The sequence below is a fragment of the Streptomyces sp. NPDC005533 genome (genome assembly GCF_042871845.1).
Lineage (GTDB): Bacteria > Actinomycetota > Actinomycetes > Streptomycetales > Streptomycetaceae > Streptomyces.
In genome coordinates, this window is record NZ_JBIAJH010000001.1 from 159,019 (window position 1) to 185,552 (window position 26,534).

General features: G+C 71.1%; 27 protein-coding genes and 1 riboswitch. Of the genes, 17 read left to right on the forward strand and 10 right to left on the reverse strand.

The window, feature by feature from the left end:
- Positions 1 to 12 precede the first annotated feature (12 nt).
- The gene (locus tag ACFYP3_RS00715; protein ID WP_388824588.1) at positions 13 to 822 is read left to right on the forward strand and encodes a polysaccharide deacetylase family protein; all 810 of its coding nucleotides are present in this window, start codon (positions 13 to 15) and stop codon (positions 820 to 822) included.
- Positions 819 to 2,006 (forward strand): YncE family protein, encoded by a 1,188-nt coding sequence (locus ACFYP3_RS00720; protein WP_388824591.1) that lies wholly within the window; start codon positions 819 to 821, stop codon positions 2,004 to 2,006. The genes ACFYP3_RS00715 and ACFYP3_RS00720 overlap by 4 nt, the downstream gene beginning before the upstream one ends.
- A 92-nt stretch (positions 2,007 to 2,098) precedes the next feature.
- On the opposite strand, the gene ACFYP3_RS00725 is transcribed toward ACFYP3_RS00720, so the two are convergent.
- On the reverse strand, positions 2,099 to 2,482 hold the full coding sequence (locus tag ACFYP3_RS00725) for a hypothetical protein (RefSeq protein ID WP_388824594.1): 384 nt from the start codon (positions 2,480 to 2,482) through the stop codon (positions 2,099 to 2,101).
- 148 nt (positions 2,483 to 2,630) lie between these two features.
- Positions 2,631 to 3,389: a tRNA-dependent cyclodipeptide synthase gene (locus tag ACFYP3_RS00730; protein ID WP_388824597.1), complete on the reverse strand. Its 759-nt coding sequence runs from the start codon at positions 3,387 to 3,389 to the stop codon at positions 2,631 to 2,633.
- 254 nt (positions 3,390 to 3,643) lie between these two features.
- Between ACFYP3_RS00730 and ACFYP3_RS00735 the strand changes: the two genes are divergently transcribed.
- The gene (locus ACFYP3_RS00735; RefSeq protein WP_365470001.1) at positions 3,644 to 3,856 is read left to right on the forward strand and encodes an EF-hand domain-containing protein; all 213 of its coding nucleotides are present in this window, start codon (positions 3,644 to 3,646) and stop codon (positions 3,854 to 3,856) included.
- A 73-nt stretch (positions 3,857 to 3,929) separates the two neighbouring features.
- On the opposite strand, the gene ACFYP3_RS00740 is transcribed toward ACFYP3_RS00735, so the two are convergent.
- Positions 3,930 to 4,481 (reverse strand): PadR family transcriptional regulator, encoded by a 552-nt coding sequence (locus ACFYP3_RS00740; RefSeq protein WP_388824600.1) that lies wholly within the window; start codon positions 4,479 to 4,481, stop codon positions 3,930 to 3,932.
- A gap of 81 nt (positions 4,482 to 4,562) precedes the next feature.
- Between ACFYP3_RS00740 and ACFYP3_RS00745 the strand changes: the two genes are divergently transcribed.
- The gene (locus tag ACFYP3_RS00745; RefSeq protein WP_388824603.1) at positions 4,563 to 5,276 is read left to right on the forward strand and encodes a flavodoxin family protein; all 714 of its coding nucleotides are present in this window, start codon (positions 4,563 to 4,565) and stop codon (positions 5,274 to 5,276) included.
- Positions 5,277 to 5,320: 44 nt separating this feature from the next.
- A complete protein-coding gene (locus tag ACFYP3_RS00750; RefSeq protein ID WP_388824606.1) occupies positions 5,321 to 5,965 on the forward strand; it encodes a dihydrofolate reductase family protein in 645 nt (214 codons plus the stop codon).
- A gap of 40 nt (positions 5,966 to 6,005) precedes the next feature.
- Here the strand turns inward: ACFYP3_RS00750 and ACFYP3_RS00755 are convergent, their stop codons facing one another.
- From ACFYP3_RS00755 to gcvT, 5 genes are all read right to left on the reverse strand, one after another.
- Complete coding sequence (locus ACFYP3_RS00755; RefSeq protein WP_388824609.1) at positions 6,006 to 6,551, reverse strand: hypothetical protein; 546 nt, start codon at positions 6,549 to 6,551, stop codon at positions 6,006 to 6,008.
- A 201-nt stretch (positions 6,552 to 6,752) separates the two neighbouring features.
- Positions 6,753 to 8,135, reverse strand: a complete 1,383-nt coding sequence (locus tag ACFYP3_RS00760) for an L-serine ammonia-lyase (RefSeq protein ID WP_388824611.1) — start codon at positions 8,133 to 8,135, stop codon at positions 6,753 to 6,755.
- 287 nt (positions 8,136 to 8,422) lie between these two features.
- Complete coding sequence (gene glyA / locus ACFYP3_RS00765) at positions 8,423 to 9,679, reverse strand: serine hydroxymethyltransferase (RefSeq protein WP_388824614.1); 1,257 nt, start codon at positions 9,677 to 9,679, stop codon at positions 8,423 to 8,425.
- 15 nt (positions 9,680 to 9,694) lie between these two features.
- Positions 9,695 to 10,075: a glycine cleavage system protein GcvH gene (gcvH, locus tag ACFYP3_RS00770; RefSeq protein WP_388824617.1), complete on the reverse strand. Its 381-nt coding sequence runs from the start codon at positions 10,073 to 10,075 to the stop codon at positions 9,695 to 9,697.
- Between the two features lie 112 nt (positions 10,076 to 10,187).
- Positions 10,188 to 11,303: a glycine cleavage system aminomethyltransferase GcvT gene (gene gcvT, locus ACFYP3_RS00775; RefSeq protein ID WP_388824620.1), complete on the reverse strand. Its 1,116-nt coding sequence runs from the start codon at positions 11,301 to 11,303 to the stop codon at positions 10,188 to 10,190.
- A gap of 140 nt (positions 11,304 to 11,443) precedes the next feature.
- A riboswitch (glycine riboswitch) is annotated at positions 11,444 to 11,547 on the reverse strand.
- A gap of 205 nt (positions 11,548 to 11,752) precedes the next feature.
- Here gcvT and ACFYP3_RS00780 point away from each other — a divergent pair.
- The 11 genes from ACFYP3_RS00780 (at position 11,753) to ACFYP3_RS00830 (ending at position 23,775) form a co-directional block, all read left to right on the forward strand.
- Positions 11,753 to 12,421, forward strand: a complete 669-nt coding sequence (locus tag ACFYP3_RS00780; RefSeq protein WP_388824623.1) for an AAA family ATPase — start codon at positions 11,753 to 11,755, stop codon at positions 12,419 to 12,421.
- A gap of 129 nt (positions 12,422 to 12,550) precedes the next feature.
- Positions 12,551 to 13,285, forward strand: a complete 735-nt coding sequence (locus ACFYP3_RS00785; protein ID WP_388824626.1) for an enhanced serine sensitivity protein SseB — start codon at positions 12,551 to 12,553, stop codon at positions 13,283 to 13,285.
- A 56-nt stretch (positions 13,286 to 13,341) separates the two neighbouring features.
- Positions 13,342 to 14,082, forward strand: coding sequence for an enhanced serine sensitivity protein SseB C-terminal domain-containing protein (locus tag ACFYP3_RS00790; RefSeq protein WP_388824629.1), 741 nt, complete (start codon positions 13,342 to 13,344; stop codon positions 14,080 to 14,082).
- 436 nt (positions 14,083 to 14,518) lie between these two features.
- On the forward strand, positions 14,519 to 15,517 hold the full coding sequence (locus ACFYP3_RS00795) for an ABC transporter permease (RefSeq protein ID WP_388824632.1): 999 nt from the start codon (positions 14,519 to 14,521) through the stop codon (positions 15,515 to 15,517).
- A gap of 131 nt (positions 15,518 to 15,648) precedes the next feature.
- Entirely contained in the window at positions 15,649 to 17,346 is a 1,698-nt protein-coding gene (locus ACFYP3_RS00800; RefSeq protein WP_388825215.1) for an ABC transporter substrate-binding protein, read from the forward strand.
- 141 nt (positions 17,347 to 17,487) lie between these two features.
- Complete coding sequence (locus ACFYP3_RS00805; protein WP_388824635.1) at positions 17,488 to 18,495, forward strand: ABC transporter permease; 1,008 nt, start codon at positions 17,488 to 17,490, stop codon at positions 18,493 to 18,495.
- Positions 18,492 to 19,634 carry an ABC transporter ATP-binding protein gene (locus ACFYP3_RS00810; protein WP_388824638.1) on the forward strand — a complete coding sequence of 381 codons (1,143 nt, stop codon included), beginning with the start codon at positions 18,492 to 18,494 and terminating at the stop codon, positions 19,632 to 19,634. The genes ACFYP3_RS00805 and ACFYP3_RS00810 overlap by 4 nt, the downstream gene beginning before the upstream one ends.
- Positions 19,635 to 19,642: 8 nt before the next feature.
- Positions 19,643 to 20,737 carry an ABC transporter ATP-binding protein gene (locus ACFYP3_RS00815; protein ID WP_388825217.1) on the forward strand — a complete coding sequence of 365 codons (1,095 nt, stop codon included), beginning with the start codon at positions 19,643 to 19,645 and terminating at the stop codon, positions 20,735 to 20,737.
- A gap of 154 nt (positions 20,738 to 20,891) precedes the next feature.
- Positions 20,892 to 21,548: a trimeric intracellular cation channel family protein gene (locus ACFYP3_RS00820; protein WP_388824641.1), complete on the forward strand. Its 657-nt coding sequence runs from the start codon at positions 20,892 to 20,894 to the stop codon at positions 21,546 to 21,548.
- 47 nt (positions 21,549 to 21,595) lie between these two features.
- The gene (locus tag ACFYP3_RS00825) at positions 21,596 to 22,450 is read left to right on the forward strand and encodes a thioesterase family protein (RefSeq protein WP_030708321.1); all 855 of its coding nucleotides are present in this window, start codon (positions 21,596 to 21,598) and stop codon (positions 22,448 to 22,450) included.
- A 161-nt stretch (positions 22,451 to 22,611) separates the two neighbouring features.
- Positions 22,612 to 23,775, forward strand: coding sequence for a cysteine desulfurase family protein (locus tag ACFYP3_RS00830; protein ID WP_388824644.1), 1,164 nt, complete (start codon positions 22,612 to 22,614; stop codon positions 23,773 to 23,775).
- Here ACFYP3_RS00830 and ACFYP3_RS00835 read toward each other — a convergent pair.
- Positions 23,768 to 24,445, reverse strand: a complete 678-nt coding sequence (locus tag ACFYP3_RS00835; RefSeq protein ID WP_388824647.1) for an N-acetylmuramoyl-L-alanine amidase — start codon at positions 24,443 to 24,445, stop codon at positions 23,768 to 23,770. The two genes, ACFYP3_RS00830 and ACFYP3_RS00835, sit on opposite strands and share 8 nt — an antisense overlap.
- 69 nt (positions 24,446 to 24,514) lie before the next feature.
- On the opposite strand from ACFYP3_RS00835, the gene mnmA reads away from it, so the two are divergent.
- Positions 24,515 to 25,648 carry a tRNA 2-thiouridine(34) synthase MnmA gene (mnmA, locus tag ACFYP3_RS00840; protein WP_388824650.1) on the forward strand — a complete coding sequence of 378 codons (1,134 nt, stop codon included), beginning with the start codon at positions 24,515 to 24,517 and terminating at the stop codon, positions 25,646 to 25,648.
- Between the two features lie 67 nt (positions 25,649 to 25,715).
- Here the strand turns inward: mnmA and ACFYP3_RS00845 are convergent, their stop codons facing one another.
- Positions 25,716 to 26,489 carry a PE-PPE domain-containing protein gene (locus ACFYP3_RS00845; protein WP_388824653.1) on the reverse strand — a complete coding sequence of 258 codons (774 nt, stop codon included), beginning with the start codon at positions 26,487 to 26,489 and terminating at the stop codon, positions 25,716 to 25,718.
- Positions 26,490 to 26,534 lie beyond the last annotated feature (45 nt).

A 26,534-nucleotide genomic window follows, 5' to 3' on the forward strand; every position in this document is an offset into this window, starting at 1 on the left:
TTAAATGGGCAGGTGCTCTCACAACCAGGCCGCCGCGCGGCCCTGCGCGGGGCCCTGCGTGCGGCCGGTCTCGGGGCGGCCGCGACCGCCGCGGCCGGCCTCACCGCCGCCTGCGGACCGGGCCGCCCCGCCCCCGCCTCCTCCGCCCCGCCCCCCGGTCCGGCCAGACCCGACCGCCCCGCCAAGGCGGCCGCCGCCGCCCCGCGCCGGTTCCCCGGGCAGCCCGTGGAGATCGGCCACGGCCCGCGCGACCGCCCCCGGGTCGCCCTCACCTTCCACGGCAACGGGGACCCGGCCATCGCCCGGGCGGTCCTGACCGAGGCCGAACGCGGCGGCGCGCGGGTCACCGTGCTGGCGATCGGCACCTGGCTCGACGCCCACCCGGACATGGCCCGCCGCATCCTCGACGGCGGTCACGAGCTCGGCAACCACACCCAGCGGCACCTCGCGCTCAACGACCTGCCCGAAGCGGAGGCCTACGCCGAGATCACCGGCTGCGCCCAGCGGCTCAAACGGCTCACCGGCTCCATCGGCACCTGGTTCCGGCCCTCCCAGACCCAGTACGCGACCCCGCTCGTCCGGACACTGGCCCAGCGGGCCGGCTACCCGCACGTCCTCTCGTACGACGTGGACTCCCTCGACTTCACCTCGCCCGGCGCCGCGGCCGTCATCCGCACCGTCACCGGGACGATCCAAGGCGGATCGGTGGTGAGCCTGCACTTCGGCTACGCGGACACGGTCGACGCGATGCCCCCCCTCCTCGAAGAACTCGCGCGCCGCAAGCTGCGCGCGGTGACCACCACGGAGCTGCTGACCCAATGACCACCACCCGCCTTCCCCGGAAGGTCACCGTGCTGCTGGCCGGTCTGGTCCTCGCCGCCCTGGCCGGCTGCGGAGCAGCCGGAAAGGGGCCCGCCGAGGCGCTCGGCACCAAGGGCCCGGCCAAGCCCGTCAAGGCCGTGCCGGCCCTCCCGCCCGGCCTGCCCGGCATGCCGCCGCTCCTCGATCCGAACGACGTCTACGCGGCGGACCGGCCGAACAAGCTCTCCCCGGTGGTCAAGGACTTCCCGTCCCGCGTCTACGTGCCGAACACCACCTCCAACACGGTGTCCGTCATCGACCCGGTCACCTACCAGGTGATCGACACCATCCCGGTCGGCGTCCAGCCCCAGCACGTGGTGCCCTCCTGGGACATGAAGACCCTGTGGGTCAACAACAACCGCGGCCACACGCTCACCCCGATCAACCCGGCCACCGGCGAGGCCGGAAAGCCCGTCGAGGTGCACGACCCGTACAACCTGTACTTCACGCCGAACGGCAAGTACGCCATCGTCATGGCCTCGATGGACAAGGAGCTGGTCTTCCGCGATCCGCACACCATGGACCGCGTCAAGACGGTCCCGGTCACCTGCTACGGCGTCAACCACGCGGACTTCTCCGCCGACGGCCGCTACTTCATCGTGAGCTGCGAGTTCTCCGGCGAGCTGCTGAAGGTCGACACCGAGCGGATGGAGGTCATCGGCCAGCAGAAACTGCCGTTCGAGGGCGCCATGCCGCAGGACGTCAAGGTCTCCCCGGACGGGAAGACCTTCTACGTCGCGGACATGATGGCGCACGGCATGTGGGTGCTCAGCGGTGACAAGTTCGAGACGCCCAAGCTGCTGCCCACGGGGAAGGGCTGCCACGGCCTGTACGTGAGCCGCGACTCCAAGGAGATGTACGTCTCCAACCGCGGCGAGGGCACCATCTCGGTCTACAACTTCCCCCAGAACAAGCTCACCAAGAAGTGGACCCTGCCGGACGGCGGCAGCCCCGACATGGGCGGGGTCTCGGCCGACGGCAAGGTGCTGTGGCTGTCGGGCCGCTACAACTCCGAGGTGTACGCGATCGACACCGCGACCGGCAAGCAGCTCGCCCGGATCCCGGTCGGCGGTGGACCGCACGGTCTCGCGGTGTACCCGCAGCCCGGCCGCTACTCGCTCGGCCACACCGGGATCTTCCGGTAGCCGACGCCCCCATCGGCCGAAGGATGTGACGACGGTGCCCCGGGGGCTCCCACAACTCCCGGGACACCGCCGCCGGCCCGTCGGGCCACGGACTACCAGGCGACCGGAAGAAGCTCCGGAAGCCGCTTGATGAAGCCCGTGCGCCAGACGAGGTTCTCGGCGGGCACCGCGAGGCGCAGCCCGCGCAGCCGGCCGATCAGCTCCGGCCGTTGGAGCAGCGCGAGGACCGCGAGGGTCAGGAACGCCGACGTGGAGACCGCGCCCGCGCCGAACAGCGACACGGCGACCGTCGCGAACATGTCGTCGCTCAGGTGGGCCGACTCCGGGTCCGCCTCCTTCAGCCCGGCGAACCTGCCGAGGAGCCCCGTACGCTCCTCGGGGGCCGGCGCGAGCTGGACGCCCAGCCGCTCGGCGAAGTAGCCCACGTCCTTGTACCAGTTGAGGGCCGAGTCGGCGAACGGCTCGCGCGCGGTCATGAAGGCGAAGGCCCAGCCCCGACATCAGCCGGCGCCAGCCCGCGAAGGGGACCCCGAGCACCTGGCAGTGCAGGGCCGCCGAGAAGGGGTCGGCGTACCCCGCCCGGAGGTCGGCCGGGCCTCCCGGCTCTCCCGGTCCTCCCGGTCCTCAAGCTGCTCGACGCTCATCGGCGGTCCCCCCGGTCGGTGCGTGGTCCGTGGCGCTTTCGGATGCGGCGGGCTCGGGCCGTACGACGGCGTACGCCTGGTTGCGGGTCGCGCGCAGGCCCCCGCCGCGTGCGAAGAGGACATCGGTCAGCGGCATCCTGACGTGGTAGGCCGCCACCGAGGACGGCACGTCGAGAATGCTCGGGGTGTCCACGAAGAACGGCAGCTCGGCCGCCAGGTAATCGAAGCAGACCTGCAACTGTTCGTCCGTGATCGATTCACCTTCCGGCACCTTGGACCCGACGAAGTGCAGGGCCATCTCCTTGCAGCCCTTGCGGAATTCGTCATCGGTTTCCAGGAAATGCAGGATCCGACGGTGGAGCAGTTGGTAAACGGGGTTCGACTGGAACTCCGACAAGGCGCGCACGCGGATATCGGCCCGTCCGGGTCCGGACCCCTCCACGCCCTTGAGGATCCGCCGCCGGACCGCCTTGATTTCCTTCGCGGCCCGCTTTTCCGCGTGCTCGCGGGTGTAGCCGAAGGCGGCGAACATCCGGTCCACGTGGAGGTCGGCGTAGACGAAGTCGACCTGGGCGAAGCAGGTCGTGGCCCACTGGGCGAGGCCGGCGACGCGCTCGGAACTGAAGTAGCTGTTTCCGGGGCTCACCCCGATGAGCACGTGGTCGCCGTCTTCCCGGATGTGGCGGCAGGTACGGGTGAAGGGCAGGACTTCGAATGATGCGCCGGCTGTGATCGTCACCTGTGTGAACGCCCTTGTTGCCGCTTGTCCCTGGGAGCCCTGCGCTCCTGGTGTGGCGGCAATGCCGTTACGTTATGCCGTGGCCCCGGAGCGTGACAAGAGCGGGCCGGATTTGTTGGCTGGAATTATCGCTTCCGCATTGTGGAAGGGTAATTGAATTTCTTTCTGTCGTCCGAACGGGACCCGCGGCGGGGCCCGCCCGGCGGGACCGCTACCCTGAGCCGGTCAACAGGCATCAAGAAGGAGTACACCCAGTGGCGGACATCGAGAGCGCACGGACGACGTTCGGCAAGTTCGACGTGAACGGTGACGGCTTCGTCACGGCCGAGGAGTTCAAGGCGGCCATGGCGGCCATGGGCGACCCGTTCGTCACCGCCGCCGTCGCGGACGCCGTGATCGCCGCCAAGGACGAGAACGGCGACGGCCTGCTCAGCTTCGACGAGTTCTGGGCCTCCCTGAACAAGTAGTCCCTCCGCGCCCGCTCCCGCCCCGCGCACCCGGCCCGCCGCCGGCCGGGGCGGGAGCGCGCGTGCGTCCGCGTCAGGCCTCCGGCCCGGACGACATGTCCTCGACCTCCGCGAGGGCCTCCTCCAGCCAGTGCAGCCAGAACGTCTCCAGGGCGATCCCGCCGTGCAGGACGAGCCGGCGCAGCCGGTCCTCGACGGCGTCGCGCTCCGGCGGGAAGTCCTTCTCCTCGATGGCCTCGTACTGCGCCAGCCGGCGCCGGTGCAGGTCCAGATGGCGCCGCAGCTCCGGGCCGAGCCCCTGCGGCCCCACCACGCCCGCCGCGCGGATCCGCAGCAGCAGCGGGTCGCGCATCGGCTTCGGGTCCTGGCTCTCGCGGACCCACCGCGCCAGCTCCGCACTGCCGTCGGGCAGCACCTCGTACTCCTTCTTCTGCCCCCGCACGGGCACCTCGCTGGGCAGCGCCCGGATCAGCCCGGCCTCCTCCAGCCGCCCGAGCTCGCGGTAGATCTGCTGGTGCGTCGCCGACCAGAAGTACCCGATCGACTTGTCGAACCGCCGGGTCAGCTCCAGCCCGGACGAGGGCTTCTCGAGGAGGGCGGTGAGGATGGCGTGCGGGAGGGACATGGCGCCATCCTAGGTTTGCGGCGACCCCCGTTCGGCCGCCGTCGGCTGGCGGACGGTCCCGGCGGTCCACAGGCTGGGGGCGTGTCCGCCGACTTCGAGTACCCAGACCTCACCGCCGTGTACGTGAACTGCACGCTCAAGCGCTCGCCCGAGACCAGCAACACCGAGGGCCTGATCGACAGGAGCCGGGCGGTCATGGAAGCCGCCGGAGCCCGCACCTCGCTCATCCGGGCCGTCGACCACGACATCGCGACCGGCGTCTGGCCGGACATGACCGACCACGGCTGGGAGAGCGACCAGTGGCCGGTCCTCTACAGCCAGATCATGGACGCCGACATCCTCGTGCTCTGCGGCCCCATCTGGCTCGGCGACAACAGCTCCGTCATGAAGCAGGTCATCGAACGGCTCTACGCCTGCTCCTCCCTCCTGAACGAGCAGGGCCAGTACGCCTACTACGGGCGGGTCGGCGGCGCGCTGATCACCGGCAACGAGGACGGGGTCAAGCACTGCGCGATGAACGTCCTCTACAGCCTCCAGCACCTCGGCTACACGATCCCACCGCAGGCCGACGCGGGCTGGATCGGCGAGGCCGGCCCCGGGCCCTCGTACCTCGACCCCGGCTCGGGCGGTCCCGAGAACGACTTCACCAACCGGAACACCACCTTCATGTCCTGGAACCTCATGCACCTGGCCGCCCTGCTCAAGCGCTCCGGCGGCATCCCGGCCCACGGAAACCAGCGCTCGCTCTGGGACGCCGGCTGCCGCTTCGACTTCCCCAACCCCGAGCACCGCTGAGCCCGGTCCCGGTACCGTCCTCGTCGACAAGGCAGGAGGAAGCCGTGGAACAACTGCTGAGAGTCCAGAACTTCACCGTCTCGCGCGACGGATTCGCCGCCGGTGAGCACCAGAGCCTGGAGCGGCCGTTCGGCGACGCCGATCCCGGGGAGATGTTCGCCTGGGCCGGGGCCACGGCGAGCTGGCCCCACCGCACCGACCCCGGAGGCAGCCGGGGCCTCGACGACTACTTCACCCGGGACTTCGCGCACGACATCGGTGCCGAGATCATGGGCCGCAACAAGTTCGGGCCCCAGCGCGGGCCCTGGCCCGACCACGACTGGCGCGGCTGGTGGGGCGACGAGCCCCCGTTCCACACCCCGGTGTTCGTCATGACCCACCACGAGCGGCCGTCGTTCACGCTCTCCGACACCACCTTCCACTTCGTCTCGGCCGACCCGGCCACGGTCCTCGCAGCGGCGCGGGAGGCGGCGGGGGGCAGGGACGTCAGGCTCGGCGGCGGGGCCACCACCATCCGGGAGTTCCTCGACGCGGACCTCGTCGACACGCTGCACGTGGTGGTCGCACCGGTGGAGATCGGGGCCGGGGTACGGCTCTGGGACTCGCCCGAGGAGCTCCTCGACCGGTTCCACCTCGACGTGGTGCCCAGCCCGAGCGGTGTGACGCACCACCTGTTCTGGCGGCGGTGACGGCCCGGGCCGTCACCGCCGCCGGCGCCGACTGCGCTCGTCACCGGGTGACGTGCGAGACGTCCACGACGAAGCGCTCCGGGGAGTGCAGGGTGTAGGCGCGGTAGTACGGCACGGTGTCGAAGGCGGCGCCGAGGGTCACGTACCCCTCGAAGTCGCCGGTCAGGGCGAGGCCCTTGAGCTTGCCGAGGTAGATCTTCTGGAGCTTGGGCCCGTGGTAGACGCTCCCGCCCGCGTCGTCGTGCGCGGCGGCGGGGTGGAAGCGGATCTGGAGGAAGTACGTCCCGGCCAGCGGCACGGGCTTGCCGGACCCGTCGTAGAACAGCTGCGGGACGGGGGTGACGGTCACCTCGGGGACGTACCCCTGCAGGTCGATGACGATCCGGTCGTACGTGGCGTGCCCGCCCCAGCGGGCGTCGACGACGAGCGGGGTCTGGCTCTGGGTGGCGGTGGCGGTGGCGGTGGCGGTGGTAGGGGCGGTGGCGGTGGACGTGGCGGCCGAGGCAGGTGCGGCGAAGGAGAGGCAGGCGGCGAGCAGAGCGCCGGAGGCCAGGGCCACGATCTGCCGGAGACGTGCGTGGATCATGACGTCCCCTCGATTCCTGAGAGACGGGGACTGGTGGCACAGCTGAGGACGCCACGAGCGGATCCCGCGGTTCCCGTCCTCGTGCCCGCACTCGTCCCCGTCCCGGTCCGGCCGGGCGTCGGCGTCGCCGGCGGACGGAGAAGGGGCCCGGCGCACGCGCCGGGCCCCTTCCGTCAGCCGTCAGCCGTCAGCCGTCGGTGATCAGCACTCGATGACGTTGACCGCGAGGCCGCCGCGGGCGGTCTCCTTGTACTTGACCTTCATGTCGGCGCCCGTCTCCTTCATGGTCTTGATGACCTTGTCGAGGGAGACCTTGTGGGTGCCGTCGCCGCGCATCGCCATCTTGGCGGCGGTGACGGCCTTGACCGCGGCCATGCCGTTGCGCTCGATGCAGGGGATCTGCACCAGACCGCCGACCGGGTCGCAGGTCAGGCCGAGGTTGTGCTCCATGCCGATCTCGGCCGCGTTCTCGACCTGCTCCGGGGTGCCGCCGAGGACCTCGGCCAGCGCGCCGGCCGCCATCGAGCAGGCCGAGCCCACCTCGCCCTGGCAGCCGACCTCGGCGCCGGAGATCGAGGCGTTCTCCTTGAACAGCAGGCCGATCGCGCCGGCCGCCAGCAGGAAGCGGACCACGCCGTCCTCGTCGGCGCCGGGCACGAAGTTCACGTAGTAGTGCAGGACCGCCGGGATGATGCCCGCGGCGCCGTTCGTCGGGGCGGTGACCACCCGGCCGCCGGCGGCGTTCTCCTCGTTCACGGCCATCGCGTAGAGGGTGATCCACTCCATCGACAGCGCCAGCGGGTCGCCCTCGGAGCGGAGCTTGCGGGCGGTGTTCGCGGCCCGGCGCCGGACCTTCAGACCGCCCGGCAGGATGCCCTCGCGGGACATGCCGCGCGAGACGCAGGACTGCATGACGCGCCAGATCTCCAGGAGGCCCTCGCGGATCTCCTCCTCCGTGCGCCAGGCCTTCTCGTTCTCCAGCATCATCGCCGAGATCGACAGGCCGCTCTCCCGGGCCATGCGCAGCATCTCGTCACCGGAGCGGAAGGGGTACTTCAGCACGGTGTCGTCGAGCTTGATCCGGTCCTCGCCGACCGCGTCCTCGTCCACGACGAAGCCGCCGCCGACCGAGTAGTAGGTCTTCTCCAGCAGCGGGGCGCCGGCGGCGTCGTACGCGAAGAGGGTCATCCCGTTCGCGTGGTACGGCAGGGAGCGCCGGCGGTGGAGGATCAGCTGGTTCGGCTCGTCGAAGTCGATCTCGTGGACGTCGCCTATCTCCGCGCCCATCAGCCGCAGCCGGCCGCTCTTGCGGATGCGCTCGACCTCGTCGTCCGCCGTCTCGACGTTCACCGTGCGGGGCGAGTGCCCCTCCAGGCCCAGCAGCACCGCCTTGGGGGTGCCGTGTCCGTGGCCGGTCGCGCCGAGGGAGCCGAAGAGCTCGGCCCGCACGGCGGCGGTCTGGGCGAGCACGCCGTCCTTCTTCAGCCGCGTCACGAACATGCGGGCGGCCCGCATCGGACCGACGGTGTGCGAGCTGGACGGACCGATGCCGATCGAGAAGAGATCGAAAACGGAAATGGCCACGTTGGCGGTCTCCCGGGTCATCCCCGCGGTGGCGGGGAACGGACCGTCCAGTCGCGCTCGCAGCGTAGCGAGGCGGCCGACGGAGGGGCGGACTTTGCAGGGATTGCGGGCAAAGATCACCTCGTGGGCGCCCTTGCCCGGTTCATCAGCGTACGTCAGTTCGTGCGGGGCCCGGTGACGCCGACCTGTACGGCGGCTTTCGCGGCCCCGACGTCGAGGACCGCACCCCGGACCACGGGAAAGGCCCGGCCTGTGCGAGACGAGGCCGGGCCTTCCCAAGCCGTTGCCTAGAGCGACGGGTACAGCGGGAACTTCGCGGCGAGCGCGGAGACGCGCGCCTTCAGGGCCTCGGCGTCGTACGTCGGCTTCAGCGCCTGCGCGATGATCTCGGCGACCTCGGTGAAGGCCTCGGCGTCGAAACCGCGGGTGGCCAGCGCCGGCGTACCGATCCGCAGACCCGAGGTGACCATCGGCGGCCGCGGGTCGTTCGGGATGGCGTTGCGGTTGACCGTGATGCCGACCTCGTGGAGGCGGTCCTCGGCCTGCTGGCCGTCCAGCTCGGAGTTGCGCAGGTCGACCAGGACCAGGTGCACGTCGGTGCCACCGGTGAGGACGTCCACGCCCACGGCCTTGACGTCGTCCTGGACCAGGCGGGCGGCGAGGATCTTCGCACCCTCCAGGGTGCGCTCCTGGCGCTCCTTGAACTCCGGCGAGGCCGCGACCTTGAAGGAGACGGCCTTGGCTGCGATCACGTGCTCCAGCGGGCCGCCCTGCTGACCGGGGAAGACCGCGGAGTTGATCTTCTTGGCCAGTTCCTGCGTCGACAGGATGACACCGCCGCGCGGACCGCCGAGGGTCTTGTGCGTGGTGGTGGTGACCACGTGGGCGTGCGGCACCGGGTTCGGGTGCAGACCCGCGGCGACCAGGCCGGCGAAGTGCGCCATGTCGACCATCAGGTACGCGCCGACCTCGTCCGCGATGCGGCGGAAGGCGGCGAAGTCCAGCTGGCGCGGGTACGCGGACCAGCCGGCGACGATCAGCTGCGGCTTGGACTCCTTGGCCAGGCGCTCGACCTCGGCCATGTCCACCTCGCCGGTCTCGTCGACGTGGTACGGGACCACGTTGTAGAGCTTGCCGGAGAAGTTGATCTTCATGCCGTGGGTCAGGTGACCGCCGTGGGCCAGGTTCAGGCCCATGATCGTGTCGCCCGGCTTCAGCAGCGCGAACATCGCGGCGGCGTTCGCCTGCGCACCCGAGTGCGGCTGGACGTTCGCGGCCTCGGCGCCGAACAGCGCCTTGATGCGGTCGATCGCGATCTGCTCGACCACGTCGACGTGCTCGCAGCCGCCGTAGTACCGGCGGCCCGGGTAGCCCTCGGCGTACTTGTTGGTCAGGACCGAACCCTGGGCCTCCATGACGGCGACCGGAGCGAAGTTCTCCGACGCGATCATTTCCAGGGTGGACTGCTGGCGCACGAGCTCGGCGTCGACGGCGGCGGCGACGTCCGGGTCGAGCTCGTGAAGAGGGGTGTTCAGTACAGACATCAGGGTCCCCTGGGGTCAGTTACCGGCGGTGAGCTTGGCGTACTCCTCGAAGGACAGCGTGTCCTTCGGCTCCTCCGAGAGGCGCACCTTGAAGAGCCAGCCGCCCTCGAACGGGGCGGTGTTCACGAGCGCCGGGTCGTCCACGACGTCCTGGTTGAACTCGACGATCTCACCGGTGACGGGGGAGTACAGGTCGCTGACCGACTTCGTCGACTCCAGCTCGCCACAGGTCTCGCCCTCGGTCACGCTCTCGCCGACCTCGGGGAGCTGGGCGTAGACGACGTCACCGAGCGCGTTGGCCGCGAACTCCGTGATGCCGACCGTCGCGACGCCGTCGACGGCGTCCGACAGCCACTCGTGCTCCTTGGTGTAACGCAGATTCTCGGGGGTGCTCATGGCCTGATTCTCCTGGATGCGGGGGAGTGGATACGAACGGTGGTCTCGGGTACCGAGACACTGCCGGACGGGGATCCCGTACGGCTCGTGCACGGCTCGGCCGTGTGCGGAGCTACTTCTGCCGCTTGTAGAACGGCAGCGCCACGACCTCGTACGGCTCATGCGTACCGCGAATGTCGACGCCGACGCCGGAGGTGCCGGGCGCGGCGTGCGCCGCGTCCACGTACGCCATCGCGATCGGCTTGCCCAGCGTCGGGGACGGGGCGCCGGAGGTGACCTCGCCGATGACCTGGCCGTCGGCGACGACCGGGAAGCCGGCGCGCGGGACGCGGCGGCCCTCGGCGACCAGACCGACCAGCTTGCGCGGCGGGTTCGTGGCGGCGCGCTCGGCGGCGGCCTCCAGCGCGGCGCGGCCGACGAAGTCCCCCTCCTTCTCGAACTTCACGACCCGGCCCAGCCCCGCGTCGAACGGGGTGAGGGAGGTGGTCAGCTCGTGCCCGTACAGCGGCATGCCCGCTTCCAGGCGCAGGGTGTCGCGGCAGGACAGGCCGGCCGGCACCAGGCCGACGCCCTCGCCGGCCTTGGTCAGGGCCTCCCACAGCTGTACGGCGTGCTCGGGAGCGACGAACAGCTCGAAGCCGTCCTCGCCGGTGTAGCCCGTACGCGCGATCAGCGCGGGCACGCCCGCGACGGTGCCCGGCAGACCGGCGTAGTACTTGAGGCCGTCCAGGTCGGCGTCCGTCAGGGAGGCCAGGATGCCGGGGGACTCCGGGCCCTGCACCGCGAGCAGCGCGTACGCGTCGCGGTCGTCGCGGACCTCGGTATCGAAGCCGGCGGCACGCTCGGTCAGGGCGTCGAGGACGACCTGGGCGTTGGAGGCGTTGGCGACGACCATGAACTCGGTCTCGCCGAGGCGGTAGACGATCAGGTCGTCGACGATCCCGCCGTCCTCCTGACAGATGTGCGTGTAGCGGGCGCGGCCGACGCCGACGGTGGAGATGTTGCCGACCAGCGCGTAGTCCAGCGCCTTGACGGCCTCCGGGCCGGTCAGCGTGATCTCGCCCATGTGGGACAGGTCGAAGAGGCCGGCCTTGGTGCGCACGGCGTTGTGCTCGTCGCGCTCGCTGGCGTACCGCAGCGGCATGTCCCAGCCCGCGAAGTCGGTCATGGTCGCACCGAGCGAGCGGTGCAGCGCATCGAGGGCGGTCAGACGGGGGGCAGTGCTCATGGGTGTGGCTCCCGAGTCCCAGGGCATGACATGACGAGGAGGGTCCTCCCCATCTGTCATCGGAACCTGAGAGGTTCGCCGAGAGTTCCTCGGCTTGCACCTTGGGTGGAGCTGTCGAGCAGCTCGCTTTTCAGATCTGCCTCATCCACGCGGTACGGGGCCTGAGAGATTCAAGGGAGGATCTTGCTCCTTCGGCGCCCGCGCACGGCCTTGCGGCGTGCCGGGACTCTCCCGCGCGGATTCAAGCGGCCGGTATGCAGTTGGTCCAGATGGCGCACATCATTGCACGCCATGCCCGTGATCGGGCGGAGGGGTCCGAAAGTTCGTACGGTACCCCGAGCGGGCGGCCCGGAACCGGGGATGCCGGATTACCGTCTCTTTACACTCAGTGGGCAAGGGTCCTGTGGCCCGATTCGGGGGAGGCGAACACTGTGCGGAGATTCGGAGCGGTGACGACGACGGGAACCGTGGACGCGGTGCCGGCGCAGCGCGGGGCGCGCGGACGGGACCGCGAGCGCGAGCGTCCGGCGGACACCCGCACCGGCTCCGTACGCGACCTGCGCGGACCCGGGGTGCGCGGCCCGCAGCGGCTCGCCTTCGCGGGCGGGGACATCGTCGTGGTGTCCGGCCTGCCCGGCGGCGGCAAGAGCACCCTGATCAAGCGGGCGGCGGCCGACGGCGGCGCCGTCGACTCCCAGGACACCCGGGAGCGCTGGGAACGGCGGATGCCGGCGGCCCTGCCGTACGCCGCGTACCGGCCGCTGGTGCGCGCCGCGCACTACTGGGGGCTGTGGCGGCTCCTGCGCTCCGGTACCTCCGTGGTCGTCCACGACTGCGGTACGCAGAGCTGGGTGCGCGGGCTGCTCGGCGCGGCCGCGCGGCGCCGGGGGCGGGCGCTGCACCTGCTCCTCCTCGACAGCAGCCCCGCGGAGGCCCTCTCCGGGCAGGCCGCGCGGGGGCGGCGGGTCTCGGCCTACGCCTTCGCCCGCCACCGGGGCGCGGTGGGCCGCCTCCTGCGCGAGGCCGAGGCGGGCCGTCCCCCGCGGGGCTGCGCCTCCGTCACCCTGCTGGACCGCCGCTCGGCTGCCGCGGTGACGGGCATCGCCTTCCACGGCTGAGCCCGGACTCCGTCCCGGGCCCCACGCCCCGACCGCGGGCCAGGCCGAATCCCGGCCCCGGCGGTGGGGCGGCGCGCGGGGCCGGTACCCTGCGGGGCGACACGCGGCGGGATCACGGAGGCACGGGACATGCAGGGCAGCGGCTGGCCGGGGAATGAGCTGGAGCACGTGCTCGGGGCGGCGCTCGGGCAGCCGGACGCCGGCGGGCGGATCCTGGAGGTGCTCGGGCGCAGCCAGGTATGGGTGCCCCTGCCCGGTGGCGGCGGCCCGGACTCGGCCGACCTCACCCTGCCCACGATGGACATCGACGGCGCGGCCTACGTCCCCGTCTACAGCTCCGAGGCCCAGTTCCTCGCGTGCGTCGGCCCCGGCATGGACTTCGCCGTGGCCCCGGCCGTGGAGTTCGCCCGCGGCCTGCCCCCGCAGCTCGGCATCGCGGTCAATCCCGAGGGCGCCGTCGGCGTCCCGCTCCCCCCGCCCGCCGTGGCGGAGCTCTGCCGCACCGGCCGGACCCCCCTCGACGGCCCCTCCACCGGCGGCCGCGTCCGGCTCTACGAGCCCGACTGGCAGGAGGACCCGGTGGACTTCCTGGCCGCCGCGGCCGAGGAGTTCCGGGCCACCGGAGTGGTCGCGGCCGCGCACCGCTGCCTGGCCAGCGTCGAGGGCGGTGCGCCGGAGCTGTTCATCGGTGTCCGCCTGCTGGGATGGGAACCCGAGATGCGCGAGGCCCCGATGGAGGCCCTCGGACGGGCGCTGACGCGCGTCCCGCCGCCGTGGCCCGTGCAGTTGATCCTGCTGGACGCCGCCCAGGACCCGGTCACGGACTGGATTCGTGAGCGCGTACGCCCCTTCTACCTCCCGTAGGGCCGCTTAAGCTGAGGGGCACGCGTGGACGACGGGCGGACGAAGAGGGGTACCGGGTGAGTGCGTCAGGCACGGCCGCGGCCGGGCAGGTCGAGCACATGATGCGCCAGGTGACCCCCGGGCGCTATGAGAGTTACGAGTCGCTCCTGCACGCCCTGGCCGAGGGGCGGCTCTGGATGCTGCTCTGGCAGGGCCAGCCGGGCTCCCCGGACGCCCAGTACGGCGGCATGGAGGTCGACGGCCTCGGGTACGCGCCCTGCGTCACCTCCCCGCAGGAGCTGGCCGCCAGCGGCTGGAACCGGGGCTTCGAGGTGGTCACCGGGCGGGACATCGCCCGCGCCCTGTACCCGGACCGCTGGGGCCTGTGGCTCAACCCGCACGCTCCGGGCGGCGGCCTCGGCGTTCCCTGGGCCGACCTGCGCCGCATCGCCACCGGCCTGGACCGGATGCCGGCCGGCCCGCTGCGGCTCTCCGAGCCGTCGATCGAGCTCCCGCAGTTCTACGGGCTGCTGACCCAGCACGCCCACCGCACGCCCGCCGTCCGGTCGCTGCGCCGCGCCTGGGTGCAGCCCGCGCTCGGGTCCCCGTACCTCGCGGTCGGTCTCGACCTGTACGACGCCTCCGCGCCCGCGCTGGAATCCGTACGGGAGATGATGCGCCAGTCCGTCGGGGTGGTCCCCGAGGGCGTCCCGGTGTGCACGGTCGCGCTGGCGGACGAACACGACCCGGTGGCGATGTGGCTGCGCGCGCAGACCCGCCCCTTCTACGACCGCGAGGGCCAGGCCCCGGCGTACTGATCCGTCCCTCCGCATATCGAGACATCCCCCACGAAGGCCGCACCCCACCCATGGGTGCGGCCTTCCGCATATCCACGGAATAAACCCAAGATCCATGTCCGAAAGGGCAGTTGGGACGGATGTCCGTTCCGCGCCGAACATGAGGTCTTGAACCGCTGAGGCGGGTGCGCCGTTCGGATAACGGAAGTCGACTCGTCACATCACGGTTGCGCATCACATCACCGTCGGGTCTGGCGGGTGATCGAGAGACCGTTGAAGACTCCCCCCACTGAGAGGGCCCAACCAGCGGGTGCCCACTCTTCATCCGCATTTCGCGACCGGTTCCGTAGCGCCGGACCGCCGACGACCAGCGACAACCGCGACACGATGTGAACCAAGCCGTCACAGCGGCTGGCAGGGGCCGGCCACCAGCCGGCCGAGAGGGGTCCCCACCACGATGACGGCACCTACCGAGACCAGCGGGCCCGCGGGGCTCCAGCCCGGCGCCAGCCCGGACGGGGCGAAGCAAGGGGCGATTGAGGGTCGTTCGCTCGGCCGGATCGCCTGGACCCGCCTCAAGCGGGACAAGGTCGCGATGGCCGGCGGGATCGTCGTCCTCTTCCTGGTCGTGCTGGCCGTTCTCTCGCAGCCGATCCAGGCGGTCTTCGGCCTCGATCCCGACGCCCTCCACCAGGACCTGATCGACCCGTCGCTCGCGACTCCCGTCGGCTCCTTCGGCGGCATCAGCTGGTCCCACCCGCTGGGCGTGGAGCCGAAGTTCGGCCGTGACATCGCCACCCGCATCCTGGAGGGCTCCTGGGTGTCGCTGCTCGTGGCCTTCGGTTCGACCCTGCTGTCCGTGGTCATCGGCTCGGTGCTGGGCGTCGTCGCCGGCTACTACGGCGGCTGGGCCGACACCGTCATCAGCCGGATGATGGACACCTTCCTCGCCTTCCCGCTGCTGCTGTTCGCGATCTCCATCTCGGCCGCGCTGCAGGGCGGCGCCTTCGGACTGGAGGGGCTGCCGCTCCACATCAGCGTGCTGGTGTTCGTGATCGGCTTCTTCGGCTGGCCGTACATCGGACGCATCGTGCGCGGCCAGACGCTGTCGCTGCGCGAACGGGAGTTCGTCGACGCGGCGCGCTCCCTGGGAGCGCGGGGCCCGTTCATCGTCTTCAGGGAGCTGCTTCCGAACCTGGTGGCGCCGATCCTCGTCTACGCGACCCTGCTGATCCCCACCAACATCCTTTTCGAGGCGTCCCTGAGCTTCCTGGGCGTCGGTATCCAGCCCCCGCAGGCTTCCTGGGGCGGAATGCTGAGCGAGGCCGTCAGGTACTACAAGGTCGACCCGATGTACATGGTCGTGCCGGGCCTGGCGATCTTCATCACCGTGCTCGCCTTCAACCTGCTCGGCGACGGTCTGCGGGACGCCCTGGACCCCAAGAGCCGCCGCTGAACCGTTTCCTCGGGCGCGGCCGGGCCACCGCCCACCCCATCACCACTCCACTCTGAATCAGGGGGCTTAACTCCACCATGAAAAGCAGGTCGAGATCAGCTGCGGTGCTCGTGGCCGCCATCAGCATCGCCATGGGCGCCTCCGCGTGCAGCGGCGGGGACAAGACGGGTGAGGGCGACGGCAAGGCCGCCGCTGCCAACGCCGCCGTCACGGGTGTCGTCAACACCTCGGACAAGAAGGGTGGGACGCTCGTCTACGAGGCGTCCGACACGCCCGACTCCTTCGACCCGGGCAACACGTACTACGGCTTCGTCTTCAACTTCAGCCGTCTGTACGCGCGTCCGCTGACCACCTTCGCCCCCGCGCCGGGCGCCGAGGGCAACAAGGTCGTGCCGGACCTCGCCGAGTCCCTGGGCGTCGCGAGCGACGGCGGCGCCACCTGGACGTACAAGCTCCGCAAGGGCGTGAAGTACAGCGACGGCACCGAGGTCACCTCGAAGGACGTCAAGTACGGCGTCGAGCGGAGCAACTTCGCCCGTGACGTCCACTCCAACGGCCCGAGCTACCTGGCCCAGTACCTCAAGGACAACGAGCCGAAGTACGAAGGCCCGTACAAGGACAAGAGCGACGAGGGTCTGAAGTCCATCGAGACCCCGGACGACCACACCATCGTCTTCAAGCTCAAGCAGCCCTTCGCGGAGTTCGACTACCTGCTGGCCAACCCGCAGTCGGCCCCGGTGCCGAAGGCCAAGGACGACGGCGCGGACTACGTCAAGCACATCATGTCCTCCGGCTCGTACATGTTCGAGAGCTACGAGCAGGACAAGCAGGCCGTCCTGGTCCGCAACCCCAACTGGGACGCCGGCAACGACCCGCTCCGCAAGCAGCTGCCGGACAAGATCGTCGTCAAGCTGAAGGTCAACCAGGAGACGATCGACTCCAACCTGAAGGCCGGCAACTCCCACATCGACATCGTGGGCAACGGCGTCGCCCAGCAGACCCAGTCGGAGCTGCTGAGCTCGAAGGACCCGAACACCGACAACGCGCAGGGCGGTCGCCTGGTCTACATGGCGATCAACACCAAGGTGGCGCCCTTCGACAAGGTCGAGTGCCGCAAGGCCGTCCAGTACGCGGTGGACAAGGTCTCGGTGCAGACCGCGTTCGGCGGACCGGTCCGCGGCGCCATCGCCAGCACGGTGCTGCCGACGGACATCCCGGGCCACGTGGACTTCGACACGTACAAGACCCCGGACAACAAGGGTGACGAGGCCAAGTCCAAGGAGCTGCTGACCGCCTGCGGCCAGCCCAACGGCTTCGAGACCATCATCACGGCCCGCAACGACCGTGCCGGTGAGGTCGACATGGCCACCGCCATCCAGGCCTCGCTGAAGAAGGTCGGGATCACCGTCAAGATCCAGCAGTACCCGGCCGGCAAGTACTTCAGTGACTACGCGGGCGTCCCCAAGTTCACCGAGGACAACAAGATCGGCCTCATGATGATGCAGTGGGGTGCCGACTGGCCGACCGGCTTCGGTTTCCTCCAGCAGGTCGTCCACGGTGACGCGATCGGCAAGACGGGCAACACCAACCTGTCGCAGCTGAACAACCCCGAGATCAACAAGATGCTCAACGACAACATCGCCAACACCGACCCCGCCGCGCGGGAGAAGGTCTACGGCGACATCGACAAGAAGGTCATGGACGAGGCGGTCATCGTGCCGCTGACCTACTTCAAGGTGCTGCACTACCGCTCGCCGAAGATCACCAACGCGGTGTCGAACCCGGCCTGGAGCGGCCAGTACGACTACCTCAACGTCGGCCTCAAGTAAGTCCGAACCCCGTAAGGCCCGACCCTTCAGCCCGATCTGCCAGAACCGTGGAAGGCAGGTGAAGGCAGCAGTGCACGCCGGCTCGTGCGGCTCCCCCGACCGGGGGGCCGTACGGGCCGGCGGACGCCGAAGCCGACCCTCGTGTTTGTGTACATCGTCCGGCGGATGATCGCCGCGGTGGCCCTGCTGCTCGTCGTCAGCGCGATCACCTTTGCGATTTTCTTCCTGCTGCCCAGGCTGGCCGGCGGAACCGTCGACTCGCTTGCCACCCAGTACATCGGCAAGAACCCGTCACCGGAGTCGATCGCCGCGGTCAAGCAGAACCTCGGCCTCGACCAGCCCCTGCACCACCAGTTCTGGGAGTTCCTGAAGGGGATATTCGTCGGCCGCGAGTTCAACTTCGGCCCGCAGCCCTCCCAGTGCCACGCGCCCTGCCTCGGCTACTCCTTCAAGGACCACGTCGAGGTCTGGCCCCAGATGCTGGAGCGCCTGCCCGTCACGGCCTCCCTCGCCTTCGGCGCGGCCTTCGTCTGGCTGGTCACCGGTGTGACCACCGGCGTCGTCTCCGCCCTGCGCCCCGGGTCGCTCTTCGACCGCGTGGCCATGGGCGTGGCGCTGGCCGGCGTCTCGCTGCCCATGTTCTTCACCGGCGTCCTGTCGCTGGCGCTGTTCGTCTTCAACTGGCCGATCTTCACCAACGTGTACGTCGACTTCTCCGACGACCCGGCCGGCTGGTTCCAGGCGCTCGTCCTGCCCTGGTGCACCCTCGCCTTCCTCTACTCGGCGCTCTACGCCCGCCTCACCCGGGCCGGGATGCTGGAGACGATGAGCGAGGACTACATCCGGACGGCCCGCGCCAAGGGCCTGCGGGAGCGCGTGGTGGTGACCCGGCACGGACTCAGGTCCGCGCTGACGCCGATCATCACCATCTTCGGCATGGACTTCGGACTCCTCCTCGGCGGCGCCATCGTCACCGAGACCGTCTTCTCGTACCACGGGGTCGGCGAGTACGCCTACCAGGCGATCGCGGTCAACGACCTTCCGAAGATCCTCGGCGTGACCCTGTTCGCCGCGTTCTTCATCGTGTTGTGCAACCTGCTGGTCGACCTCGTCTACGCCATCATCGACCCGAGGGTGAGGCTGTCGTGACCGACCCGACGAAGCCCGTCAGCGGTGCCGGCCAGGGCACCGAAACCAGCACCGGCACCGAAACCGCCACCGGTACCGCCACCGCAGCGGCATCCGGCGCGCCCGGGGCCTTCCTCGACGTCCGCGACCTGCGGGTCCACTTCCCCACGGACGACGGCCTGGTGAAATCGGTCGACGGCCTCTCCTTCCAGCTGGAGAAGGGCAAGACCCTCGGCATCGTGGGCGAGTCGGGCTCCGGCAAGTCCGTCACCTCGCTGGCCCTCATGGGACTGCACCGCGTCGGCAACGGCGGCCGCTCCAGCGCCTCCCTCTCGGGCGAGGTCTGGCTGGACGGCAAGGAGCTGCTCTCCGCCCACCCGGAGGAGGTGCGCAAGCTGCGCGGCCGTGAGATGGCGATGATCTTCCAGGACCCGCTCAGCGCGATGCACCCCTACTACACCATCGGTTCCCAGATCGTGGAGGCCTACCGGGTCCACCACGACGTGAACAAGAAGGTGGCGCGCGCCCGGGCCGTCGAGATGCTGGACCGCGTCGGCATCCCCGAGCCCGACAAGCGGGTGGACAACTACCCGCACGAGTTCTCGGGCGGCATGCGCCAGCGCGCCATGATCGCGATGGCGCTGGTGAACAACCCCGAGCTGCTCATCGCGGACGAGCCGACGACCGCCCTCGACGTCACCGTCCAGGCGCAGATCCTCGACCTCATCCGGGACCTGCAGAAGGAGTTCGGCTCCGCGGTCATCATGATCACCCACGACCTCGGAGTGGTCGCCGAGATGGCCGACGACATCCTCGTGATGTACGGCGGCCGGTGCGTGGAGCGCGGTTCCGCCGAGAAGGTCTTCTACGAACCCCGCCACCCGTACACCTGGGGCCTGCTCGGTTCGATGCCCCGCATCGACCGCGACCAGACCGAGCGGCTCATCCCGGTCAAGGGCTCGCCGCCCAGCCTCATCAACATCCCCAGCGGCTGTGCCTTCAATCCGCGTTGCCCGTACGCCGACGTGCCCAAGGACGGGATCACCCGCACCCTGCGGCCCGAGCTGACCGAGGACGGGCACAAGCACTGGTCCGCCTGCCACATGTCGACGGAACAGCGGACCCGGATCTGGACCGAAGAGATTGCGCCGAAGCTGTGACCGAGGACATGAAGAAGACGGACGCCCCCGGTGTCCCCGCGCAGCGGGCGGAGGAGCCCGGGCCGCTGCTCAAGGTGTCCGGGCTGACCAAGCACTTCCCCATCCACAAGGGGCTGCTGCGCCGGCAGTCCGGCGCGGTCCAGGCCGTCGACGGCCTCGACTTCGAGGTGCGGCGCGGTGAGACCCTCGGGGTCGTGGGCGAGTCCGGTTGCGGCAAGTCCACCATGGGCCGGCTGATCACCCGGCTGCTGGAGCCCACGGGCGGGACCATCGAGTTCGAGGGCAAGGACATCACCCACCTCGGGCCCTCGGCCATGCGGCCGCTGCGCCGCGACATCCAGATGATCTTCCAGGACCCGTACGGCTCGCTGAACCCGCGCCACACGGTCGGCACGATCGTCAGCGCCCCCTTCAAGTTGCAGGGCGTGCAGCCGGAGGGCGGGCTCAAGGCGGAGGTCCAGCGGCTGCTGTCGCTGGTGGGCCTCAACCCGGAGCACTACAACCGCTACCCGCACGAGTTCTCCGGCGGCCAGCGCCAGCGCATCGGCATCGCCCGCGCCCTGGCCCTGAACCCGAAGCTGGTCGTCGCGGACGAGCCGGTCTCGGCGCTGGACGTGTCGATCCAGGCCCAGGTGGTCAACCTGCTGGACGACCTCCAGGAGGAGCTCGGCCTCACCTACGTGATCATCGCGCACGACCTGTCGGTCATCCGGCACGTGTCCGACCGCATCGCCGTGATGTACCTCGGCAAGCTCGTGGAACTGGCCGACCGGACCGCGCTCTACGAGAGCCCGATGCACCCGTACACCAAGGCGCTGCTGTCGGCCGTACCGGTGCCCGACCCGCGCCGCCGCGGCGCGAAGAGCGGGCGCATCCTGCTCAAGGGCGACGTGCCCTCGCCGATCTCGCCGCCGAGCGGGTGCCGCTTCCACACGCGGTGCTGGAAGGCCACGCAGATCTGCACGACGCAGGAACCGCCGCTGCTGACGCTGAAGACGGGCCACCAGGTGGCCTGTCACCACCCGGAGAACGCCCCCGACCAGGCCCCGGGCGACAAGCCCCTGCCCGGCGCGGCGGACGCGGTGGTCAAGACGACGGAGTAGCCGGGCCGGCGGGGCCGGACGACCCGGCCCCGCCGGCGTGCGAGCGCAGTCAGTGCGGGGCGGAGCACCGGGTCTCCCGGCCGGACCGCCCCTGCGGCCCGCACCCGGCCCCCGCCCGTCACCCCGGCGGGGGGCGAGGGGCGACAATGAGCCGGTGCTCCACGATCTCTTCCCGCCCGGGGTCCAGCATGCGCTGGACCTCGCCGGCATCTTCGTCTTCGCCACCGCCGGCGCCCTGCTCGCCGTCCGCAAGAACTTCGACGTCTTCGGCATCGCCGTCCTCGCCCTGGTCACGGCCCTCGGCGGTGGTCTCTTCCGTGACCTCGTCATCGGCGCGGTGCCGCCCGCCGCCTTCGGCGAGCTCAGTTTCTTCGTCACGCCGCTGATCGCGGCCGCGCTGGTCTTCTTCCTGCACCCCGAGGTCCAGCGGATCAACCGGGCCATCAACGTGTTCGACGCCGCCGGCCTCGCGCTGTTCTGCGTGACGGGCACGACCAAGGCCTACGAGTACGGCCTCGGCCTCACCGCGTCCGCCGCGCTCGGCCTGGCGACCGCCGTCGGCGGGGGCGTCCTGCGCGACGTCCTCGTCAACGAGGTGCCCTCGCTGCTGCGCGACCGCGAGATGTACGCCGTGCCCGCCACCGTCGGCGCCGCCATGGTCGCCGTCTTCATCGCCCTGGACTCGCTCAACGCGGTCACCACCGGCCTGGCGATCGTCACCACGTTCGTCCTGCGGCTCCTCGCCATGCGCTACCACTGGCGGGCCCCGCTGGCCTGGAACCGGCGCTCTTCGGTGGCCGAAGAGCCGTAACCAGAGAAAGCTACCGCTTAGTAGCTACCCGGTGTACCGTCGTTTTCATGTCACACGCAGCTGCCAAGGCATCCATCGGCGACAGTGAGTTCGACCGCGACACCAGCATCACCGCACGCGCGGACGAGCCCGGGGTGTACGACGCGGAACTCTCCGCCGGGTGGACGATCATCGCCGCCGTCAACGGCGGCTACCTGCTGGCCCTGGTCGGCCGGGCCCTCTCCGCGGCCCTCCCGCACCCGGACCCCTTCACCGTCTCCGCGCACTACCTGACCTCCTCCGTGCCCGGCCCCGCCGTGATCCGCACGCAGGTGGTCCGCGTCGGCCGCACCCTCTCCACCGGACAGGCCTCGCTGTTCCAGTTCGACGAGAGCGGCGCCGAGGTCGAACGCATCCGCGTCCTCGCCTCCTACGGCGACCTCGCGGCCCTCCCGGACGACGTCCGCACGGTCGCCGAGCCGCCCGTCATGCCCGCCTACGAGGACTGCATCGGCCCCGAGGCCGGCCCGGCCCCGATCCCCGGCAGCTCCGCCATCGTGGACCGGCTCCGGCTCCGGCTGGACCCGGCGACCGCGGGCTGGGCCGTCGGCGCCCCCTCGGGCAAGGGCGAGATGCGGGCGTGGTTCGAGCTGGCCGACGGCCGCGACGCCGACCCGCTGTCCATGCTCCTCGCGGTGGACGCGCTGCCGCCCACCGCCTTCGACCTCGGCCTGGTGGCCTGGACCCCGACCGTGGAACTCACCACGCACGTCCGCCGCCGTCCGGCCCCCGGCCCGCTGCGGGTCGCCATCACCACCCGCAACCTGGCCGGCGGCTTCCTGGAGGAGGACGCCGAGGTCTGGGACTCGACGGACCACCTGGTCGCCCAGTCCCGCCAACTGGCCCGCGCGCTCCGTTCCTGAACACGCCGCTCGCGCCCCTCGCACCGCTCGGCCCCGGCGGCCTCCCGGTCACCTCCGGCCCCGCCGGCGTCCGCGCCGCGGGGCCCGGGGCGCAGCCGCGGGAGACGGCGGGGGTCCCGCCGGGCGGACCGGCACCGGCGGGCTCGTAGAATCGGGGGATCATGGCCTACCTCGACCACGCCGCCACCACCCCGATGCTGCCGGAGGCCGCCGCGGCGATGACCGCGCAGTTCGCCGCCACGGGGAACGCGTCCTCCCTCCACGCCGCCGGCCGCCGGGCCCGCCGCACCGTCGAGGAGGCCCGCGAGGCCTTCGCCGAGGCGGTCGGCGCCCGCCCCAGCGAGGTGGTCTTCACCGCCGGCGGCACCGAGGCCGACAACCTCGCCGTCAAGGGCCTCTACTGGGCCCGGCGCGACGCCGACCCGGGCCGGACCCGGGTCCTGGCCAGCCCCGTCGAGCACCACGCCGTGCTCGACGCCGTCCACTGGCTCGCCGAACACGAGGGCGCCCGCGTCGAGTACCTGCCCGTGGACCGCTACGGCCGCGTGCACCCCGACGCCTTCCGGGAAGCCGTCGAGCGCGACCCCGACGACGTGGCCCTGGCCACCGTCATGTGGGCCAACAACGAGATCGGCACCGTCATGCCGGTCCGCGAACTGGCCGCCGTCGCCCGCGAGCACGGGATCCCGCTGCACTCCGACGCCGTCCAGGCCTTCGGGCAGCTCGACGTCCGCTTCGCCGACAGCGACCTCGCCGCGATGACCGTCAGCGGCCACAAGGTCGGCGGCCCCTACGGCATCGGCGCGCTGCTCCTCGGCCGCGATCAGACCCCCGTACCCGTCCTGCACGGCGGCGGCCAGGAGCGGCACGTCCGCTCCGGCACCCTCGACGTGCCGGCCATCGCCGCCTTCGCGGTGGCCGCGGTCCTCGCCGCCGAGCGGCGCGAGCGGTTCGCCACCGAGATCGGCGCCCTGCGCGACGAGCTCGTCGCCGCCGTCCGCGCGGCCGTTCCCGACGCCGTCCTCGGGGGAGACCCCGACGGGCGGCTGCCGGCCAACGCCCACTTCAGCTTCCCCGGCTGCGAGGGCGACTCCCTGCTGCTCCTGCTCGACGCCCAGGGCATCGAGTGCTCCACCGGCTCCGCCTGCACCGCCGGCGTGGCCCAGCCCAGCCACGTCCTGCTGGCCACCGGCACCGACCCGCAGCTGGCCCGCGGCACCCTGCGCTTCTCGCTCGGCCACACCTCCACCAAGGAGGACGTCGCGGCCGTGGCCGCGGCCATCGGCCCCGCGGTGGAACGCGCCCGCACGGCGGGCCTCAGCTAGCCGACCCGGGGGCCGCCGCGAGGGCGTCCCGGACGAGGCGCAGGTAGCGGTCCCAGTCCCAGTGGGGGCCCGGATCCGTGTGGTCGGCGCCCGGGACCTCGGAGTGCCCCACGAGGTGGGTGTGGTCCGCCGGTATCCCGTACCGACGGCAGACGTCGGCCGCCAGCCGGGCCGAGGCCGCGTACATCGCGTCCGTGAAGTCCTGCGGGCGGTCCACGAAGCCGACGTGCTCGATGCCGATGCTGCGCTCGTTCATCCTGCGGTTCGCCGCGTGGAAGGCCACGTCCATCTCGCGCACCAGCTGCTCCACGTGGCCGTCGCCGCGCACCATGTAGTGCGCCGACGCCCGGTGCCACGGGTTCCTGAAGGCCTGCACCGAGCCCTCGAAGCTGCCCTGTGTGACATGGACGACGATCCGGTCCACCCGGTAGTCGTCGGGCCGGTCCGCCATCCGCCAGTTCGCGGGCGAGGCCGAGGTCCAGCTCGCCCCCGCGTGGTCGATCTCGCCCTCCTTGCGCGGCTTGGCCACGCCCGGTATCAGCCACCAGGCCCGGCCGATCTCGTCGCGGCCGACGACCGCCGCCGCCGCGACCACCCCGAGCCCGCCGAACAGCACCGCCCTGCGGGTCCGGTTCCGCGGTTTCGCTCTTTCGTTCCCGAGCCCGGTCATGTGATCCACCCCCCGTACCCGATAACGCGCTGTGACCCCGGCCGGTTCCCCCGTACCCTGGAAGGCGCTATGACTGAGAACCTGCCGCGCACCGCCCGCCCCCTCCGCGTCCTGGCCGCCATGTCCGGCGGCGTGGACTCCGCCGTCGCCGCCGCCCGCGCGGTCGAAGCCGGGCACGACGTGACCGGTGTCCACCTCGCGCTCTCCGCCAACCCGCAGTCCTTCCGGACCGGCGCCCGCGGCTGCTGCACCATCGAGGACTCCCGCGACGCCCGCCGCGCCGCCGACGTCATCGGCATCCCGTTCTACGTCTGGGACCTGGCCGAGCGCTTCCGCGAGGACGTCGTCGAGGACTTCATCTCCGAGTACGAGGCCGGGCGCACCCCGAACCCCTGCCTGCGCTGCAACGAGAAGATCAAGTTCGCGGCGTTGCTCGACAAGGCCCTCGCCCTCGGCTTCGACGCCGTCTGCACCGGCCACTACGCCACCGTCGTACTGAACGAGGACGGCTCCCGCGAGCTGCACCGCGCCTCCGACATGGCCAAGGACCAGTCGTACGTCCTCGGCGTCCTCGACGAGAAGCAGCTCGCCCACGCGCTCTTCCCGCTCGGTGACACCCTCACCACCAAGGACGAGATCCGCGCCGAGGCCGAGCGCCGGGGCCTCGCCGTCGCGAAGAAGCCCGACAGCCACGACATCTGCTTCATCGCCGACGGCGACACCCAGGGCTTCCTCGCCGACCGCCTCGGCAAGGCCGAGGGCGACATCGTCGACGGGGCGACCGGCGAGAAGGTCGGCACCCACGAGGGTGCCTTCGGCTTCACCATCGGCCAGCGCAAGGGCCTGCGCATCGGCCACCCGGCCCCCGACGGCAAGCCGCGCTACGTCCTCGACATCTCCCCGGTGAACAACACCGTCACCGTCGGCCCGGTCGAGGCCCTGGACGTCACCGCCCTCACCGCGATCCGCCCCCGCTGGTGCGGAGCCGTGGCCGCCGCCCCGGGCACGTACACCGCCCAGCTGCGCGCCCACGGCGGCGAGACCGAGGTCTTCGCCGAGGTCGTGGACGGCGAGCTGCGCGTCTCCTTCACCGAGCCGGTCCGCGGCGTGGCCCCCGGCCAGGCGATCGTGCTCTACGACGGCACCCGCGTGGTCGGCTCCGCCACCATCGCGACCACGACGCGGGCCGCCGCCGCCGTCTGACCGGCCCCGTTCACGCACGACGCCGCGGCCCCCCCCAGTGCGGGCCGCGACGTCGTGCCGTCCGGAATCAGGCCGCCGGGTACCAGACGGTGCCGCGGCCGCCGTGCTGCACGAGGGTGGTGGCGATGATCTCGCCCTCCCGGAAGTAGCGCGGGTGCTGCTGCAGGAAGCCGGGGAAGGAGTCCAGGGACGTCGCGTCACAGACCCCGTCCGTCCGGATGCAGTGCCGCTGGACGGGGACGCCCGGGAAGTCCTCCGGCCCGGTACCGGGGGAGTAGGCCACGAAGGGGATGAGGACCCCCTCCGGGACCAGGCGCCAGAAACCGGTTCCGGGCTGCATCGGGTCGGAGTAGAGCATGCCGTCGACCCGCTCGCGCGGCACCTCGGTGCCGTTGTCGGCGATCGTCTGGAGCAGCAGGTCGGCGACCCAGGCGCCCTGGGAGTAGCCGGCGACGGTGAAGGTCGCGGTCGGGTCGGCCCGGTAGGCGTCCTCCAGGGCGGCCTTGGCGTTCCAGTAGCCCTGGTTCACGCTGTCGCCGAAGCTCGGCGCGAAGGGGGCCGGCTGCTCGTTGTGGCTGCCGACGAAGGGGCCGCCGCTGGCCACATAGCAGACCGGAATCGCGATGCCTCCCTTCAGATCCCTGTTCGCGGCGTCGAAGCTCGTGGTGCATCCGGGCGCGTCCGCAGCCGCGCCGGTGCCGCCGATCTCGATGTAGTAGTGGTTCGCCGGGGCGGCGTGTGCGCCGGTCGGCGCGACGACGGCACCGGCGAGCAATAAGGCCGTCGACGCGACGACGGACTTGAGGCGACGGGTGAGCCTGCTCGGCTTCGTGGTGGACATACGGGTCAACTCCCCTGGGTCGAGGCGGCGCCGCGTCGGGTGCGG